The organism is Undibacterium sp. GW821-FHT07F11 (genome assembly GCF_059418665.1).
On the sequence record NZ_JBWKQH010000010.1, the window covers coordinates 220,172 to 237,178 of the forward strand.

General features: G+C 50.0%; 19 protein-coding genes, 2 tRNA genes and 1 pseudogene. All 22 read right to left on the reverse strand.

Annotated features, from left to right (window positions below):
- Positions 1-260, reverse strand: a pseudogene (locus tag AC07OI_RS24045) (hypothetical protein); the annotation flags it as partial.
- Positions 245-1,639, reverse strand: coding sequence for a phage portal protein (locus AC07OI_RS24050; RefSeq protein ID WP_495258968.1), 1,395 nt, complete (start codon positions 1,637-1,639; stop codon positions 245-247). The pseudogene AC07OI_RS24045 and the gene AC07OI_RS24050, both read right to left, overlap by 16 nt.
- Entirely contained in the window at positions 1,636-2,076 is a 441-nt protein-coding gene (locus AC07OI_RS24055; RefSeq protein ID WP_495258969.1) for a hypothetical protein, read from the reverse strand. The genes AC07OI_RS24050 and AC07OI_RS24055 overlap by 4 nt, the downstream gene beginning before the upstream one ends.
- A gap of 59 nt (positions 2,077-2,135) precedes the next feature.
- The gene (locus AC07OI_RS24060; protein ID WP_495258970.1) at positions 2,136-4,088 is read right to left on the reverse strand and encodes a phage major capsid protein; all 1,953 of its coding nucleotides are present in this window, start codon (positions 4,086-4,088) and stop codon (positions 2,136-2,138) included.
- Positions 4,089-4,153: 65 nt separating this feature from the next.
- Complete coding sequence (locus AC07OI_RS24065) at positions 4,154-4,687, reverse strand: hypothetical protein (protein ID WP_495258971.1); 534 nt, start codon at positions 4,685-4,687, stop codon at positions 4,154-4,156.
- A gap of 18 nt (positions 4,688-4,705) precedes the next feature.
- The gene (locus tag AC07OI_RS24070; RefSeq protein WP_495258972.1) at positions 4,706-6,367 is read right to left on the reverse strand and encodes a terminase large subunit; all 1,662 of its coding nucleotides are present in this window, start codon (positions 6,365-6,367) and stop codon (positions 4,706-4,708) included.
- Positions 6,367-6,864: a terminase small subunit gene (locus tag AC07OI_RS24075; protein WP_495258973.1), complete on the reverse strand. Its 498-nt coding sequence runs from the start codon at positions 6,862-6,864 to the stop codon at positions 6,367-6,369. Before AC07OI_RS24075 ends, AC07OI_RS24070 begins: the two co-directional genes overlap by 1 nt.
- Positions 6,865-6,945: 81 nt before the next feature.
- Positions 6,946-7,278, reverse strand: a complete 333-nt coding sequence (locus tag AC07OI_RS24080; protein ID WP_495258974.1) for an HNH endonuclease — start codon at positions 7,276-7,278, stop codon at positions 6,946-6,948.
- Between the two features lie 496 nt (positions 7,279-7,774).
- Positions 7,775-7,848, reverse strand: a tRNA-Gly gene (locus AC07OI_RS24085).
- Positions 7,849-7,881: 33 nt separating this feature from the next.
- A tRNA-OTHER gene (locus AC07OI_RS24090) sits at positions 7,882-7,981 on the reverse strand.
- Between the two features lie 54 nt (positions 7,982-8,035).
- Complete coding sequence (locus AC07OI_RS24095; RefSeq protein WP_495258975.1) at positions 8,036-8,260, reverse strand: hypothetical protein; 225 nt, start codon at positions 8,258-8,260, stop codon at positions 8,036-8,038.
- Between the two features lie 107 nt (positions 8,261-8,367).
- Entirely contained in the window at positions 8,368-8,916 is a 549-nt protein-coding gene (locus AC07OI_RS24100) for a hypothetical protein (RefSeq protein ID WP_495258976.1), read from the reverse strand.
- Positions 8,913-9,179, reverse strand: a complete 267-nt coding sequence (locus AC07OI_RS24105; RefSeq protein WP_495258977.1) for a hypothetical protein — start codon at positions 9,177-9,179, stop codon at positions 8,913-8,915. Before AC07OI_RS24105 ends, AC07OI_RS24100 begins: the two co-directional genes overlap by 4 nt.
- 175 nt (positions 9,180-9,354) lie before the next feature.
- Positions 9,355-9,831, reverse strand: coding sequence for a hypothetical protein (locus tag AC07OI_RS24110; protein WP_495258978.1), 477 nt, complete (start codon positions 9,829-9,831; stop codon positions 9,355-9,357).
- Entirely contained in the window at positions 9,831-10,292 is a 462-nt protein-coding gene (locus AC07OI_RS24115; protein ID WP_495259058.1) for a DUF1064 domain-containing protein, read from the reverse strand. Before AC07OI_RS24115 ends, AC07OI_RS24110 begins: the two co-directional genes overlap by 1 nt.
- Entirely contained in the window at positions 10,261-11,061 is an 801-nt protein-coding gene (locus tag AC07OI_RS24120; protein WP_495258979.1) for an ATP-binding protein, read from the reverse strand. The genes AC07OI_RS24115 and AC07OI_RS24120 overlap by 32 nt, the downstream gene beginning before the upstream one ends.
- On the reverse strand, positions 11,045-12,049 hold the full coding sequence (locus AC07OI_RS24125; protein WP_495258980.1) for a hypothetical protein: 1,005 nt from the start codon (positions 12,047-12,049) through the stop codon (positions 11,045-11,047). Before AC07OI_RS24125 ends, AC07OI_RS24120 begins: the two co-directional genes overlap by 17 nt.
- Before the next feature lie 43 nt (positions 12,050-12,092).
- The gene (locus tag AC07OI_RS24130) at positions 12,093-13,328 is read right to left on the reverse strand and encodes a phosphoadenosine phosphosulfate reductase domain-containing protein (RefSeq protein ID WP_495258981.1); all 1,236 of its coding nucleotides are present in this window, start codon (positions 13,326-13,328) and stop codon (positions 12,093-12,095) included.
- On the reverse strand, positions 13,325-13,543 hold the full coding sequence (locus AC07OI_RS24135; RefSeq protein WP_495258982.1) for a DUF7220 family protein: 219 nt from the start codon (positions 13,541-13,543) through the stop codon (positions 13,325-13,327). Before AC07OI_RS24135 ends, AC07OI_RS24130 begins: the two co-directional genes overlap by 4 nt.
- Complete coding sequence (locus AC07OI_RS24140; RefSeq protein ID WP_495258983.1) at positions 13,540-16,059, reverse strand: DNA methyltransferase; 2,520 nt, start codon at positions 16,057-16,059, stop codon at positions 13,540-13,542. Before AC07OI_RS24140 ends, AC07OI_RS24135 begins: the two co-directional genes overlap by 4 nt.
- A gap of 83 nt (positions 16,060-16,142) precedes the next feature.
- Positions 16,143-16,364 (reverse strand): hypothetical protein, encoded by a 222-nt coding sequence (locus tag AC07OI_RS24145; protein WP_495258984.1) that lies wholly within the window; start codon positions 16,362-16,364, stop codon positions 16,143-16,145.
- Entirely contained in the window at positions 16,361-16,888 is a 528-nt protein-coding gene (locus AC07OI_RS24150) for a phiTE_072 family protein (protein ID WP_495258985.1), read from the reverse strand. The genes AC07OI_RS24145 and AC07OI_RS24150 overlap by 4 nt, the downstream gene beginning before the upstream one ends.
- Positions 16,889-17,007: the final 119 nt, after the last annotated feature.

Consider the following 17,007-nt stretch of genomic DNA (forward strand, 5'->3'; position numbering starts at 1 on the left):
TGCCCGGCTGGGCCCGCTGGCCCTGGCTCACCGCGATCACCTTTTTCGCCCGCGGCACCGTCAGCACCGGCTGGGCCCTGGGCACCCGGCATTCCATCCGTTCCCTTCTCACCTATTTCACCACGCTGACCTGCAGGTATGGTCTTGATGCGCTCATCCAGGGCATTCATACGCTCCCAGATTGCAGAAGTGGCTTTGGTTACATAGCCTTTGACCGACTCGATTACAGCATCGCCGAGGGCTTTCAGGTCTGTGTGCATTCCAAGCCCTTTCTTATATAGTCGAGGAGATCCTTTGCCTCGGTCAATGATGTGACATCATCGGGTTCGACTGGGGTTGATGGGAGGTTAGTTCCGCTAGTAGACGAGTCTTTTGCGAATGGATCTGCCTTGGAATCGCGTTTAACCAGCGCTTCCAGAGAGTAGTTTTGCTGCTGCATATACACTGAATCGCCGCCTGGCAGAGGTTTGTACCCAAATTTCTTGCGCCCCTCGTTTATCGCCATCAAGGAACCTTTTATCGCTTCGGTGATTGCTTTGATACGTGTTTCTGTATCCATGCGCAGCAAGTCTTCCAAATCGAATTCAGATCTGTAGCCAAGCTTCAATAGCCCCAGGCCATCATCAAGCAGGTCTTCGATCGCATTGATCATTTTTTGCAGGCACTGGGTGTAGTACTGCTGATTCAGCGCCTCGATATTTTGAGACGGCAACGTGCCGACGCCGACCATGTATGGGGGCACGTGAAAAGCAGAGCATATTTGCTCGCCTGATAATTTCAGTTGTTCCACCAGTTGAGCGTCATTCGGGTTCACCGTCATGCCCATATATTTAAGGTCATTGCCTAAAACCGCCATGCGTCCAACATTTCCACCCGAGTAATTGTCTTCCCAACTCTTTTTCAAGCGATTGGCAGTTTCGTCATCGATCGCACCTGGGGCGGTCAAAAAACCACTCGGGCGACTCATGTTCTTGAAAAATGTGTCAGAGTTTTGCTGAATGCGCATGCCCTGGGATGCTGGCAAATATGCGGCTGTCAGCGGCGATATTCCAATCAGTGGATGAAACAAGCATTCCATCCGGTCATGTATTATTTCTGATGCTGGTATTGCTGGCTGGTCGGCAGGCAACTTCGACAGATCGTCTCTCATTACCTGGTAATAAATAGATCCATCAGGTGCCACCAGCGGTGTGACTCTATTCCAGTCCAGTATATAAAGGGCAGTAACAATATTTCTGTTATCGCGAATCTTCAACGCAATTGTGTTGCCATGAGTAAGCTTGGATAGTACCCATGTTTCAATAAATTGCTGACGCGTCTGAAAATGATTTGGCTTTCTTAACAGCGGACTGAATGCAGGATTGGTGGTTTCCACCCAGATACCGTCTTCCAGATCCATTAAGCGTAGGCAAATTTTACCTATGTCACTTGCGATCAGTGTCATACAGGAATAGACCGGCGCAAAGGCCAGTATTGCATCCTGGCTGACTTTTTTATCTGACTGCCAGTTCAAATCCTTATTGCTTCGGAAAAGCGAGAACCAGCCGCGGTTACCATCAACACCTGACAGAGTCGGCAAACCCTTCAGTATCGACAAAGCTGCAGATGCAGCGGCGCGCACACGGCTTGTTAATTTCATTGTTTTGCAGCGCCTTTTTTACTGCGAGTCGTTTTTACAACTGGCTCTGGTGTGGGCACTGCTACTGGCGTGGCGGCTGGCGGAATAGTTTTTTCTTCTTCTTTTTCTTCAACTACCGGTTGTAATGGTTGCTCGTCTTCACCTGCGGTGACCGATTCTTGCAGGTCAGTTACATTTTCTGGTGGTACGTCGAGAATCTTTTCCTCAACTATTGGCGAAGTCACCGCGACCATATCTGTCGCTAGCACTTTCGGCACTATCTTTTCCGCAATATGCGTCATAACAGAAGTCGCTTTTATTGCATCTACTGATCGCTCTGCCTTTTTAATAGCCGTCAGTACGCGGGCATCCTTGTCAGTTTTAGCAAAGAAGCTGTCGCCTGGGTTAAACCGCTGGCCAGCATACACCAGAGTTTTGGTACATTTCATCGCAATCATGGAGTCCCCTTGTATAAACAGGGAGCCGAAGCCCCCCTGTTTAATATTGCCGTTACTGATTAGCTGACTACGCCACCGTATTCAGCATCTTGCAGCCCTGCTACGGCAGACGCGCGACGTTTGGCATAGTTGATGCGACGTGTCAGTTTGAAGCCGACCTGCTCGGTTTGCCACAGAGACATCACAGTCGCAGAAGCTGCCGTTGGTGTATCACCGGCACCTTGCGGAGCATCGTTCTGCTCAATGGTTGCTGTATCAGACATAGACAACTCGATACCAGCATCGCCAATTTTCCAGATGTCAGATGGTTTCAGCAGGATCCAGTTACCTGGAGTGACGTTGTCACCTGTGAATACCTGATCGCCTTCGAGCGTGCCACCGTCAGCACGGATATCAGGGAATTCACGCTGCCCCAGAGAGTTGCGCAGCATTTGCAGCGCCTTTGCCATGCTTGGCGTCATGATCTGGACCAGGCCAGAAGCGTTTTTCGCAGCAAGGAACGCAGAATACAGCGTCATCAAGTCTGCACGGACGGCATCAGCATCGGTACCAGATGGCGATGCCAAAGACAGTCCATTCAATATACCTGCAGGACTGACACCAGCACTTGCAGCAGCAGCACCCAGGAAAGTCGTATCAACGCGCTGCGCACTTGCCTGAACGATGGAATCACGGATCCACAATTCTGCAGAAGGATCACTGTCGGCAATCAGTTCTTTAGAGCAAACGGCAATTGCGCCAACTTTCAGTGGTGTCAGTTCAACGTCGGAAAAGTCCGGTTTGCTTACTGGAATTGCCTTGGATTCACCTACCCAGTAACCAGTTGCCGCACCATCTTGTCCCTTGATATGGACGCGTGCAGGCACAGAGCGCAATGGCAGGCGGTCGAAGATCGTCATCGAATACAGAAATTCAATGAAGTCGCCGTTGAAGCGTGTGTCAGACTGGGCGAGTTCAGCACCCCACTCACCAGAACCGGTACCACCACCAGCAACAGCTGCTTTAATCCAGTTCACCAGATTTGGATGAGATTTTCCCCAGCGTTTCTCAGCGATTTGTGCTGGCGAGACAAAGTTGCCGTCCTTTAAGGCGATGAAACTGGCAGCTTTAGCAATCGCCAGGCGGGTGAATGCTTGCCCTTTAAATTTGTCGTCGGGATCTTGCTTACGGACAAAGCTGACACCAGCACGGCTGCGAGAACCTTCTTCGCTGCTTTTTCCCTGGATAGGTGTAGCAGCTGCCGCATTGGTCATTTCGTACTGTTTAACGCGGATATCGTCATCCAAGTTACCGATTTCTTCTGCCAGGGCATCGAATTCAGTAGCTTCGTCGGCAGTGAAGCGGCGATTGTTTTCAGATTTACGCAGCTCCATCAGTTCATTTTGACGTGCCGCTTTTTGTGCGCGCTCTTCGCGCAACTCTTGTAGCGTTTTCATGAGGATACCTTTCGGGTTGATATTTGAAGATTTTCCCGAGGCGTCGGGGGTAGATTTCAAGACCGGTGCTTTGCTGGCATGCTGGCCGGACGCGGCCTGCTCAGTTTTTGCTACGGACTTGATGGATTGGATTGAGGCATCAGAGTTGGCTGGGATCGTTACGGCGGAAAGCTCCAGCCATTCCCACTCCTGATACTCATAGCTGTATGTTTCAGCAATGCGAGAGTACTTTAGCGGATTGAATCCAATGGATAACCCGCGAACCAGCTTATATTTGATGGCTTGCCAAGCTTCATCCAGGCGTTTTTTTAGGTCGCCGTCGTCAGGGATATCAGCAACTTCGCATTTGATCTCAATGCCTGTACCAGTCACTTTGGCGTCGGTCACCCATCCTATTGGCTGGGTGCTGTTGTGTTGCCAAAGCAGGGGGATTGGCAATTTGAATTTCGCACCTTTAGGAAGCACGATATCGCCTGAACGGTCTGCTGTAGGTGTGGATGCAATGCCAGTGAAGGTTCTTTTATTACCTTCGCCTTCCATGGCTTTTATCTCGATCGTCGAGTAAGCACGCTTCATTGTCATAGCTCCAAAAACAAAAAAGCCCTCGAATTGAGGGCTTTCAAATCAAATAATGTAAATTTCTAAATAGATACGATGTGAAATGGTCCACGAACGCCAGCGCTGTGCGCCTCTGCGACTTCCAGCGCTTTCAAGAGACGTTTGCGAGGCTTCATTTCTGCGAGTACATGGAGAGCACCTATTGCAAGAGAATCACCACACCCGCATGCTGCGTAGTCAGCAGTTCCTTCTTCGACTTGATAGTCGGAATTGATTCTGAATAGGCGTCCAGCGTATCCAACAAGGAAAGTTCCAGCCTTTTCTTCCTCGTTTATTTTTTGTGCAAACCCACCATCTTTAAGGCATTGACGTATTGCATCGACAAAGTCCGTGCACATGTATTCAAAGACGTCTTTATCCGAACTTCTGGCGGGTAAGGTGAACGAGTACCTGATCAATTGCCCCATTCTGAATGACGAAGTAAAACCAAATATGGCTGCGCCATTCGCGAAAACCTTTTTATCAGCCCTGACCGTAAGGTCCCATCCAGCAACACCTGCAGAATCACCACCAATAAAGACTTTTCCGTCTGAGACAACTCCAACAATACAAGTCAATTTGCCATCCTTGAAAATTTAAACGAAGAACAATTGATGCTTAGGCTTCGGTGCCGGCGGGTTCAGCGATATAAGTGATATCGCGTTGAGCATTGCCATCAGCGGATCGATCTTGGCCGTGCCTGAAGCCTGCTTTGTAATAATGACTGCATTCCCGCGTGGCTCAACCTTCGCGTTACCAACACACCAGGCCATCATCGGCTGACCTCCGTGAAGCAACTTTTCTTCTGCCAATTTGCGTTCTGCGGTCTTTATCGCTCCGTTCATCTTCCAACCCTGGGAAATACCTACAATACTTGCTTCAGGTATCCCGGCCCCAACCAGAGCTTCAAGAATTGCTCCCAGGCCAGCAGGGTCACATCCGATTTTGTCGAGCTTTCCCGATTCAAAAATTTGCTCAGCTAGCATAGCCACCGCTTCGACGTCATCACCAATCTTTTTAACAAGAGTGAGCGTGCCCTCTTTACTAAAATCCTCTAGCCTAGCAGCAACCTCTTTCCTGCGTTCGAGGACAGAAGGATGTGCCCATGCATGCGTCCAGGCAAGCCATTCGCCTGATCCTTCACACCTGCCAACGGCCGCAAACCCCAGCAAATCGTCCAAACCACCACCATCAATACCAATATCAATTACTTCGCAGCGCTCTAATAATTCTTCAAGGCTAAACACTGGAATTGCAGCGGCCTCCCAGAAATCTGCGCCGGCCCAGCGGTCAGACATCAAGGCCAGTCCAATTTCTACGTTGGCATGCTTTGCCAAAAAGCCACACATTGACTCTTCGCCATTTTCCACAGCTTTTCTGTACTCATGTTCCAGAAATTCTGTATCGACTGACGCGCCCAGATTGGGATTTGTTACGTAAAAATTCTTTGGGTTACGATGCTCTTTCTTGTCGAGCATCACCTTGGGAAATTCATACAAGATTGGCAGAAACTTGTTATCTTTGATCCTACCGTCGCGCACACCACGTGCATATTTCAACTTTTGCTTGAATACCCCTGCAGGCGGCTCATCTGATTGCGTTGACAGAAAAATCGTAAAGCCTTCGGGCCTCGATGCCAAACCGCCGCAGGCTTCGCGCAGCATGTTCTCTGCTTTGGGTTGTTTCCCAAAAAGCCAGAGCTCATCAACAAGTACTCCAATGGCTTTTTTCCCGCCAACCGTATCACTGTCCGCCGCAACGACTTTCAGTGTGGCATCTGTATTGCGATGCTTAATGGTCCTGGTATGCTCTTGCACCTGGTAGAGATCAGACAATTCTTCATCATGCTTGACCATGTCCCGCGCCGGGAAAAACGAATTGTTCGCGATCTCGATTGTCGGTGCCAGAATCAGAAACTCGCCTGATTGACGCCAGTTCCTGGTCAGCGCGGTCATCATGATGCCAGCTGCCGTGGTCGATTTCGTGTTCTTCTTACTGATCAGAAGGAAAAACTCGCTGATCATGCGGCGCCCGGTCTCAGGATCGTAAGCACCAAAAATAGATGCCACAAAATCAGATATCCAAGATCTGGATACCTCGCCCATGGTCGGGATGCCTGGCATGTCGACAACACGGAGTTGGTTGAATATGTCCAGACCTCCCTGAGCCTCCCCTGGAAACAAAGGCTCAAACGGGACTAATGACTTCCCTTCGACAATCCGTTTTTCCCAATCGAGACACTCTGTTGACCATTCCATTACTTACCGTTGTTGACAACTAGCTTAGGCGGAGCACCGGAAGCGAACCTGCCACTGTTGCCTGCCTTGGCAGCCGCCGCCGCGGCGTCTTCCTTTTTGCCTGACTCGCCTTTCTTGGCATGCATGAAAGGCATCAGTGCCTTGGCAGCATCAATTCGCAACTTCTCGCCCAGTTCAATATCGTTCATCGCTGCAATCAGGAAGTTTTTAGGATCCGTATGCTGGATTGCCTTGCTCAAGTCGAAAGTGGGCTTTGACTTCTCTGGTTCAGTTTGTGGTGGCGCTGGTTGTGCCGGTTGCGCCGCTTCTCCCGCGGCCGATTCGGCCTGGGCGCGGTGTATTGCAAGGTATGCAGCTACTTGTTTGTCTTTAACAAGCCGGGACCCAGCAGGTGACGCCGTCTTGGCGCTATAGCCTGCGATTATCGCGGCTTCCTTATTGGTCTTGCCTGCGAGAACAGCATCGGCGAAGAGCAACTTCTTGCCTGTTAATGCCATTAACAAAATCTCCGAAGAGGAAAAAATCTACGCGTGGGATCAGAGCGGTTTCCAAAAAAATAAAAATTTCTTCGGCGAAACCTACCCCCCCCGGGTGCCAGCGCCAGCGAGATCCTGGCGGGTCTTGGCCTCATGGCATGGGGTGCAGAGGTTCTGGGTGTTGGAATCGATGTCAGGGCCACCAAAGCACAAAGGGATCACGTGATCGACCTCTACTGCCATCGTCGTGCGGCCGTGCTTCTCACACTCACAACATAGCGGGTTTGCTGCTAAGAGCTTTGCACGGCGTGACATCCATCCGCTACCACGCTGTCGTGGAGTTGCAATGACACCAGCAATCATGGTGTTGAGTACTGCGAGCTTTGGCTTAAGATTGTGCAACTTCATGGTGCCACCTTCCACAACCAAACGCATGCACCCTGGATAAATATCATGACCCCATATTTAGCTATCCTGGTCAACCAGTCACCACGCTGTTTAAATTTCCTCCGGGTGACCGGATCATGGGATAACTCAAGTGCTTCGTAATAACCGCCAGCGATATACCAACAGAAAGATGCTATTGCAAGTCCGATCGCCATCATGATGGAGTCCTAGCTGTCGGTTTCTTGCAATTAATATCTCGAAGTTTTCTTGCAAATGTCTTTACATTCTCTGGTTTTGGATCATGCAACTCGATAGTTATTCCACGCATAACCCAATAAGCCATCTTGTCTTCATTAGGCAACTGATTTGTCAGCCTGCATATGAACGCCATAGTGTTGACATAGACAGGCACCCACCATGCAACCTTGACCTTGAGTGTAATTTGCATATTTATGATCACTTCCTTGGCTTTGGCCAGTATGGGCCGAGCCTGCGACGTACTTCATCAGCATCCATGGAGTCCATAAATCACCTCGCTGAATAGTGGAGCGGGATATCGGAATCGAACCGATGTCTCAAACTTGGAAGGATTGCGCTAATCCCCTCAGCTAATCCCGCTTAAAACTTAGATGGTTTGTTGGTGCTCAGCTTCGAGCAATAAGGGATTCGAACCCTTGTAGGAGGCTTACAGGCCATAGAGCCAAGCCAACCATTATCTACGTTACCGTTAAACCAGCTCCGGCAATCACTCGCCGTCAAACACCAACACGAATGTTCAGCACTAATACCAACATTCGTTTTGGTGCTACTGAGCGACTGGAGTGAAGTCTACATAGAACTCCAGACCAGGCTTAAATTGAGCGGCTGCTGCTTCATTGATGGTGCAAAGATCAATACTGCCTGATGGAGTCCACTTATAGAATTCCGCATTCTCTTGACTTCCACTTGTGACCGGCTGCAACTTCACTGATTTCAACCCACCTTCAATTTCAGTAACAGAAGAAACTTTGAATTTTGCGCGAACAGACATGGCATTTCCTTAATGATTTTTCCAAAACAAAAAGGCCCTAAATCCGAGAATTTAGGGCCTTGGGCACACTGATGACGTGTATATGAAAAGCACTATAAACCGGAATGCTACTTTTTGCAAGAGCCTGCGACAAGGTGTTGAATCGCATCAGCCACTTGCTCACCTGCCTGCGCATCTACATTCTTCAGCCAGGTCCAAATCTTCGTCTTCTGATCGTAAGCTGTTGAACGCTGCACTTTATATTTCTCAGCCGCTTGCTGTATCGAAATACCACGTTCAAAGAAAGCACGAACTATCAACTCCCGTACTTTTCGTACCGATACACCAGTGATATGGCCACCTTTGATGCAGAATTCCATCAGGTTCAAGATCGCCTCGCCGTACTGATCTGTCATAGCTTCCGAACCGCAACAATGACATTCAGTGGTCTTAATTGCATACCTGGCCACGATGCAGCATTTATGTATTGGGGTGAGTCTATCTACGGCGGCCATAATGAATCCGGCCTGGCCAGCGCCATCCACCGATATCAGGCCCTTGCCAATCCCGGCACCTTTTAACGACAGCTTAGACATCGGTGACAATGCGTATTGCTGACTCGAGTAATTGAATGCGAACGTCAAGGCATCGTGTGTACTATTAAATAACTCGTTCATTCTTGATCCTTATGTCTGATACATCCAAAATCTTCTGCTGTGAAAAGAACTGCGTAGAACTCACTCCCGTCGGTCAGACCAAATCCATTTGATTCAACCGGAGGTTCAAATCGGGTTTGCGTCGGCATTCTGCAGATGTTTGTTTCAAATCCACGATCCATTGGTAAATCCGAATCAGGATCAATCGGACGACAGATTTCCCTTTCCATTTGATTACTATCTAGCGGAGCCTCCCAGTAGATACAAGTTTTGCAGGTTTTCATCAGTCTCGCTCCTTATACAAAACACACCTTTTCCCATGTCGACGCAGCTTTACACATGTGATGATCTTGACCTCGAATACACGCTCGGTACGTTCAAATACACATCCCTTGCATGTCCGCTCCTCCCTTTCTATTAATATTTGCAAAGGATCGCGTGAATATTCTTTTTTCAAAGTCATGATTGCTGTGCCTTCCCAACCTCTGTCATTTTTTCTAATATTTGCGTGTCTTTAATTAATTCCCTGGCGTAGCCGACAGTCATGCTCAGCGAAGCCGAATGCATGCGAGCGAAGCATGCCCGGCAATCCTGCGTATCACTCGGGAAGATCATCATGTCGTATTTCAGCTTCTTGGCGAGACGGCGCAATGGCTCCAGATCAATCACTATGCCGGCGCGCTTTTCATGTATCTCATACGCTTCGACCACTCCAATGATTGCCGTGTAGCTCTCATACCAATGACCGTCGACGGCATCCTTAAATATTGCTGTTCCGTCGTTCGTCACATCCTTGGTACCGTCGCGTTCAAGTTGTTCGATGATCGATAAAAGCGGATCAAACACAGCCTTGATGCGCCAAGGTTGTGTTTTCAGGAGTGTATTGTCTTCACTCCAGCGTCGAGACCCACCTTTCCCTTTCTTACGTGCACGCATCAGAATGTCTCCGTCTGCCACTGGCCTTTAACCTTCTTGATTGCAATAAAATCAAATGGATACATGCCCGCGGCCACTTTGATCTTTACCCTGGCATCATCCGTCCAATAACCTTTCACCTCATGCACCTGGATTCGTCCATCAGCCATCATCACCATGAAGTCGGGCGTGTAGAAAGTGTTGTCAGCGAGCCGAAATTTAATGCACTCGAACCGGTACCAGATCACCTGACCGATATGCATTAATGCCGCCAAGTGAGCGTCGTATGCTGCTTCAGTCTTGTTCATTTCACCCGACTTGAGTCTACCTAGGGCCTGCATTGCAACCTTGCCTGATTGTTTTGCCGGTACTGGAGCGGCTTGCTTTTTTGCTTGGAAATCGGCCAATTGCTCTGGTGTCCAGCGAATCATATTTCCCATGGCAGTCCAATCAAGCAGGCACAGTTGCCGTGTAGTTGGCATTTCCACGACCAGACTCCCAATCGAACTTAACGAAAATGCAGTTCTCGCGAAGCCGGTCATAACTGCGTTCACCCAGGAACTCTTTCAGGCCAGGCACGTTCTGATTTGTCAGGATCATCGTAGGCATGAGGTCACGGTACCGCTTGTCAATAATGTCGAAAAGCTGAACCTTTTCAGCGTCGGTGCCAAATTGGACGCCAACTTCATCCAAGATCAAAAGACCGACACCGACAAGCCTGTTGAGAATTTGAGACTCGGTAACCGGGGAATCACGGCGCCAGGTATCCCGAAGCATGCGCACCGCATCTATCGCGCTGATGTACAGAGCCGTATGATCAGACATCACGTGCAGCGCGATCGACGTCGCCAAGTGACTCTTTCCAGTTCCCATAAGCCCGGAGAAAATTACGAAAGTACCGGCCGTACGATGTTTTTCAAAATCCATTGCAAACTGCATCGCCTCGGCTAACGCTTTTTCCTGTCCGTCATTTTCAACAACATAGGTTGAGAAATCTTTCTTCTGATATCGCTTCGGAATGCCGGTACGCTTCATCGTTGATTCGAGATTTCGCTGTTTTTCCTCGATCTCTTTGGCGTTTTTTGCGGCATCAGCAGCCTTGATACCTGCCTGTGAGCATTGCGGGCACGGCGACCAGAGCATTACTTTTTCCCCAATCTTTATTGCGTTACTCACAAACTCACCATGCACAGCACAAAGCACTGTTTTTGATTCTGTTTGGATAACATTTTTTTTAGAGAAGTCGTCCATTTTCGCCAATACCCTCGTCATAGTTCAAGCTGCTAAAATTGCTTTGTTTTGATACTGGTTTTCCGCCTGGCGAAGCACGCGCCAGTGGCAATTGCCCTTTTGTGTTGCCCACGCGCTCTGCCTCTCTTTGCCATCGCTCAATGATGCTCAAAACGTAACCGAACGAGATAACCTCATTCGGCTTTGAATTGTGAGCTTCCGCGCACGCAGCCTTCGCCAAATCTATCGTGCACCCCTTTCTCGCTAGCGCATCTAGCGTCGGGTTACCAGCTTGAACGATGACTTTTTCCGCTCGGAAAGCAATTGCCAATTGCACCGCTGTTGCAACCCCGCGCTCAGAATCGATTTTTTCGGGCACTGGTTGATTTACTAAAGCTGGTTGCGCGGGGGGTAAAGCTTTCTCCTGTTCCTGTTCCTGTTCCTGTTCCTGTTCCTGTTCCTGTTCCTGTTCCTGTTCCTGTTCCTGATTAGCGCATGTCTTTGGCATAGCCTTGCCTGAAGGCTTTAAGGAAGGCTTCGCGAAAGCCTTATCGAAAGCCTTTGCGAAAGCCTCTCCAAGCACGTAGATGCTAGCTTTCAGCGATTCGTATGCATCACATTTCAGCGCACATTCCGGTATCAAATCCCACTCGCCACCCCAACTCAAAACAACGTTTGGTGACTCTGGTCGATTGCATTCGATAGCCTTTGGTATCCACACGACCTTAGCCTTCCAGTCGGCTTCCACCATGCCTTGCTGAAAGACTTCCCCGAAGGCTTTGTCGAAGGCTTCCAACTCCCAATTCAATTCTTCTGCCATGGCTGCACGACCTGTACGAAACAAGCCAGGTATAGGGCCAGTGTGTGGGCCAGTTAATAAAAACAACCACAATCCTTGGCCGCAGGCTGGCAACGGCGAAAGATCGCGGAATTTCAAGTCGCCCCACATCCTTACTTCAATCTTGCGGTAACGACTCTTCGGCGTTGGCTTTACATCATCCTTGCTCATAAATAACCCCTGGCAAACCCAATCTCCTTAAACCAAATTTTGATCACAACTCCGCCTCAGAAAATAGACGAGGCTGTACAGCACCATTCTGATAAACGATATCCATCACCGTATCGGCAGTAGGCTCGTCACCTTCCCAGCCCTGAGGCCAGGTCTGTAACTCAATCAATTCACGAATACGCGCTTCTTCTTGTGGATTTATTAAATCGATCTCTGGACGACCTGTTGCCCTTGCAACCTCGTTGACTTGAGCCTGGATGACCAGTACACGTTCAAGACCCATTAAGCGACCATCGAATGTGATCGGGCCCATGCGCTGCGGGTTCTTCGCATGTGATCCGTCCTTGAGCAGTTCCAAGCCGGGTTTGCGTAATCGATACTGTGGCTCACGCAGTTCACGCCAAAGCACCTTCAGGCCTTTTAATGGAGCAAGGTAGGCATGCGATGGATTGGTCAGTATTGTGTCAAGAGCGGTGTCTTCCGCTGCCAGTGGACATCCAATACAGCCAGTGCGGGCATTTATCTCTTCGGCCTCGTCCCCGCCGTACGCATCGGCGATCGTGGCAGTACTCCAGTCACCAAACTCGGCGCTTGGCGCCCAATGCTTGAGCCACTCCCATACATGGCAAACCCTCCAGTGCAACAAAGGTGCCAAGGTTGCGAGGCGGCCGCGCAGGCCTTTTGCATTTGGCAATACCTGCTGATACCAACCCTGCCCGCATTCGGCACCATCTTTGCTGCAACTCATTTCTATGCGACGGTCGCGAATTGCACTTTCACCCTGACGAACCCCAGTGATCATCAGGATCTGGCCATCGAGCTGCTCAAGCCTGTCGCGCAGCGCCTGCTCCATAGGATCAATCTTGATCTGACGTGTGCACCAGCGAAGAGTGTTGTTATTTGGGGGTGGCACGCCGCGACCGAGAATGTAGACCATGAACCGCTTATCCATCGGAGCGGTGACAACTTCGACCTGGATGCCACGATCAGCAAGCTCATCCATGATCAATCTTGCGGCATGCGCGAGCGGTGGCAATTCCTGCCGTGTGTCAGCATAGAAAACGGTGAACGACTTGGGTTTGCGAATCTTGCCCGTATCTAATAAATAAATTACAAGCGTCAATGTTGCACTCGAGTCTTTGCCGCCAGACCAAGCCAGTCCCCAGTGATCATGCGCATCGCAGTATGCCTGCAGTGATTGAATAGTGAGTTCAATCGACTCTGACATCTGCAATCGCTTGGCACCGCCTTCGAATATGTCGAGTTGATGCGTGCTCATGATTTAGCCTTGAAACCGTTAAACCAGCGGCAGATGACGTAAGACCGCACAACGCTGACAATGGTGAACCAAATACCAATCTTGATGTTCTCGGCAAGTGGCAACCGAATACCATACCAGGGGAAGATGATCAGCTGCGAGGCAAGCGCGACAAAATAGCCTATAGCTACGTTTGTCAGACTTTCAATCAAAGACCCCAGTCGAGTTTGCATCATGCTGCTTCCTCAAGCTGCTCGAAATCAAAAAGCCCGGGCATGCTGACTTGACGCTCGGCTGCGCGGAGGTAATGCACCTGGTCCATGAAATAGGCAGGGTTGAGTTCTGAGCCACCACCAGTGCGCCCCTTCAGAATTGCGCGGTAAGGTGTCGTACCCAGACCAGCAAACGGGTCATAGACGCGCTCGCCCTTATTGCTGTACCGATCAATCAGGCGATCAACAATATCGAACTGAAGGGGACAAACGTGCTTCTCGACGGCCCGAGAAGCTTGATTACCGTTCAGCGTATGCATGCGCACAACATCGTGCCATACGTCATCCTGGTGACTGCCAGGCATAAGGCTCATGAACTTGGTTGGCAACGCACCGCGCTCAGCCAACTCTTCACCTATGCGCACGTGGAAATCATAATCGTAGACATTCTCTAGGCTGTAGTCGGTGTACATCTTTGCCAGCTTGGCCGGGCCATAGCCAGCCATCTCTTCCGCGGTTAGCAGACGATTACCATTACTGCGCCAATTTGCATGCGCATCCACCTGCCAGCGCGCCAGGCTGTATTCATCTTTGGACTTGGTTACCGGCATGTCAGCGTAACCACGGCTACGATCAGACTGTGGTTTATGAAAAAGCAATATGTACTCTGGACTGCCGACGCCCATCTTGGTCCCGTCCTTGCACATCTCCGTATAGCCCAGGCGGTATGTCTGATTGTTCTCTCTGACGACATCGGTGACCACCGTGATCATGCCCATGTAGTCAAATCCATGCTTCAACCCGTGAAACAACGCCTCTGCATGGAATGGACTGACAGTCGGGATGCCGGCGCCAGTCACGTTGCCGAAGTTAATACGGTCCTTGACGTGGCAGGCATACACACGGCCAGGCTTCAGGATTCGCAGTAGTTCAGGTGTGAGAAAATCCATCTGTGCCCAGAAATGCGCATTGTCAGAGGTGTGTCCAAAATCGTTATATGACGGCGTGTATTCGTAATGGTTTGCAAACGGTATGCTGGTGATGATCAGGTCAACTGAATTTTCCGGCTGCAGCTTTGCCTCTTCCACACAATCATTATTGGCAACAGTGAAGAGATCACTGGAAACTTCAATGCGCTTCACTCCTATCGATCTGGCCAGGCTCTCCTGCATTGCCAATTGATTCAGACCGTATGTACGGATGATTTCTGTCATTTTTTCGCTCATTTCTTCATGTTGCTTCCACTTGGCCTGCAGAGTGCGTAGTACTTCCCTTTCAGACTCTGTATAGATGATGTCTATCCGAACAGGATGCTCCTGCCCAAAGCGGTGGACCCGGTGGATCGCCTGGATGAAGTCATTGAATTTGAAGCCAATACCAGCAAATATCTCGCGATGGCAGTGGCGCTGGAAGTTGCATCCGGATCCGGCAATGACGGGTTTCGTGGACAAAATACGGTGCTGGCCATCACCGAAAGCAACTATCCGGTTTTCGCGCTCATCCAGATCCAGTGAGCCCCAGACACTTACTGCTTCAGGGATTGCTTTCTGAATTGCATGCCGTTCATCTTCCAAGTCATGCCAGACCACGAAATGATCATTGGGGTTTGCGGATACCAGCTCAGCAACCTTTTCAATGCGGGTTGACATGCTGTTCCGTTTTTCGCCAGCGGCAGCTGACAAGCCCAATGCAACATCGGGAATCAGCAAACCCTGACCATTCTTTTCTACACCTGCACTGGTGTAGTCGCTTGGTATCTCGTGGTACCGGACATCGATAGCTGGCAAGTCGTAGCCAATATCAGAATGGCCCAGATCACTGGGTTTCTGAATAAACACTGCCCAACTGGCAACCCACAGCCAGAATTCTTGTTCCTTGTGCGGGTACAGCGTCAAATTACCTGCCTTCTCGCTGTCACGCTGGAAGAACCTGGTCAGAGCCTGGCCTGTATCCATGACACCAAGGTAGCCGGCGTAATGAATCAGTTCCTTGAATCTATTAGGCGATGGCGTTGCAGTTGCGACAAACTTGAATTCAACCGGTTCAAAAGCAGGCAGAAACTCCTGGTATGTTTTGCTTCCATAGCTACGCAACACGCTAGCCTCATCAAGGCTGGTCGCGCGGAACTTCGAAACTGTGATATTTCCTTCGCGCACCGCTTCATAGTTGGTCATGTACAGCGTGGCCGGATCATCGATCTCGCTATCACGGCGAATGAATCTCAAGTCAATCTTCATATCGTGACGGAAGCGCTTCTGAACCTCTTGCCGGAATTCAGTGCGGACACCAAGCGGTGCAACCTGTAGGCGCAGGCCTGGCTTATGAATACCTATCTGCCGCAATATCTCCAGCTGTGTCGCTGTCTTGTGCAGGCCGAAACTTGCGAAGATGGCGCGCTGTCCACCCTGGAGCGCCCAGCGGACAATCTCCCTGGTGTGAGGCTTCAGCCCTGGATTGATTTCTTCCATGGGGACATCGAAGCCTTTGTAACTGGCCATCTTTATCTTTTCCCGCAGGAATTGATCATAAGCGGAGGTCATTAATCATGCCTCCTGGTGCCAACGGTATGCGTGCGCAATCGCAATTGTTCGTTTAAAATACAGACATCCATTGCTCACATCCTTTATATGTGCGGTTTTGGTAGAGGTCCGGCAGTTAGCGCTGCCGGGCTTTGTTTTTTTATGAGGTCGATATATGTCGCAAGCTGGACGATGTCCCGGATCGTGGCGGGTGCCACTCCATACCTAGCGGCCAGTGCTCCATACCCGCAGCCATGCTTGCGTGGTACGTGCTGGGCACGGATCGCGATAACCTGCTGTTCTGTCAGCTTACGGCGCCGTGTCATGCTGGCACCTCGGAGCGCTGCTGCATGAGCAATGCGTCTTGTATTGCGGAGATAATCCTGCAGAGGTACTCATACTCAGGATTTGGCCTGCTCGGCAGGATGCACCACCATTCGTCGCCAAATATCTTCAGCAACAGTTCGTGTTCGGTATGAGGGTCATCGGTGCAAAAGCTATCAAGTTTGTCATTCAACTCTTCAGCTTCATCTTCATCAATTTCGTGATCTGCAAGTAATTTAGCAACGCGCTCTTTACCTGCCGCCTCGATGCTTTCTGCGTCAACGACGGTGTGCGGCATTTGGCCGCAGACGCAATTTGCAATGTATTGGGTATTCATGGTGCGGAAGAATTGAGCGATGGTTTGCTCACCCATGCCACCCCAATACCCAATCCATGCTTTATCCCAGCAAGCAAAAATGATTCTGCCTCTGCGTGGTTCCAGGTCATGCAGAGTCACATAAATAGGGTCGAGGTTAGGTGCGCCAGTGATGGTCAAATAACTGACTTTCTCTTCAACAATGATCATTTGACACCTCTGCAATTACGGCAATGTTCAAATACAACCTCGCCACGTTCATTCTTGAATTGTTGGATAGAACGTGACTGGCCAGAACCGCCGCGGCAGCGCGGGCCATAGCAGAATCG

Bases quoted from the DNA above. Each gene is read 5' to 3' on its own strand.
- AC07OI_RS24070 (WP_495258972.1), bottom strand. From the start codon at position 6,367: ATGGAATGGTCAACAGAGTGTCTCGATTGGGAAAAACGGATTGTCGAA.
- AC07OI_RS24060 (WP_495258970.1), bottom strand. From the start codon at position 4,088: ATGAAGCGTGCTTACTCGACGATCGAGATAAAAGCCATGGAAGGCGAA.
- AC07OI_RS24135 (WP_495258982.1), bottom strand. From the start codon at position 13,543: ATGATGCAAACTCGACTGGGGTCTTTGATTGAAAGTCTGACAAACGTA.
- AC07OI_RS24095 (WP_495258975.1), bottom strand. From the start codon at position 8,260: ATGTCTGTTCGCGCAAAATTCAAAGTTTCTTCTGTTACTGAAATTGAA.
- AC07OI_RS24110 (WP_495258978.1), bottom strand. From the start codon at position 9,831: ATGCGTGCACGTAAGAAAGGGAAAGGTGGGTCTCGACGCTGGAGTGAA.
- AC07OI_RS24125 (WP_495258980.1), bottom strand. From the start codon at position 12,049: ATGAGCAAGGATGATGTAAAGCCAACGCCGAAGAGTCGTTACCGCAAG.
- AC07OI_RS24150 (WP_495258985.1), bottom strand. From the start codon at position 16,888: ATGATCATTGTTGAAGAGAAAGTCAGTTATTTGACCATCACTGGCGCA.
- AC07OI_RS24140 (WP_495258983.1), bottom strand. From the start codon at position 16,059: ATGACCTCCGCTTATGATCAATTCCTGCGGGAAAAGATAAAGATGGCC.
- AC07OI_RS24115 (WP_495259058.1), bottom strand. From the start codon at position 10,292: ATGCCAACTACACGGCAACTGTGCCTGCTTGATTGGACTGCCATGGGA.
- AC07OI_RS24120 (WP_495258979.1), bottom strand. From the start codon at position 11,061: ATGGACGACTTCTCTAAAAAAAATGTTATCCAAACAGAATCAAAAACA.
- AC07OI_RS24130 (WP_495258981.1), bottom strand. From the start codon at position 13,328: ATGAGCACGCATCAACTCGACATATTCGAAGGCGGTGCCAAGCGATTG.
- AC07OI_RS24075 (WP_495258973.1), bottom strand. From the start codon at position 6,864: ATGGCATTAACAGGCAAGAAGTTGCTCTTCGCCGATGCTGTTCTCGCA.
- AC07OI_RS24080 (WP_495258974.1), bottom strand. From the start codon at position 7,278: ATGCGTTTGGTTGTGGAAGGTGGCACCATGAAGTTGCACAATCTTAAG.
- AC07OI_RS24105 (WP_495258977.1), bottom strand. From the start codon at position 9,179: ATGAAAACCTGCAAAACTTGTATCTACTGGGAGGCTCCGCTAGATAGT.
- AC07OI_RS24145 (WP_495258984.1), bottom strand. From the start codon at position 16,364: ATGACACGGCGCCGTAAGCTGACAGAACAGCAGGTTATCGCGATCCGT.
- AC07OI_RS24050 (WP_495258968.1), bottom strand. From the start codon at position 1,639: ATGAAATTAACAAGCCGTGTGCGCGCCGCTGCATCTGCAGCTTTGTCG.
- AC07OI_RS24055 (WP_495258969.1), bottom strand. From the start codon at position 2,076: ATGATTGCGATGAAATGTACCAAAACTCTGGTGTATGCTGGCCAGCGG.
- AC07OI_RS24100 (WP_495258976.1), bottom strand. From the start codon at position 8,916: ATGAACGAGTTATTTAATAGTACACACGATGCCTTGACGTTCGCATTC.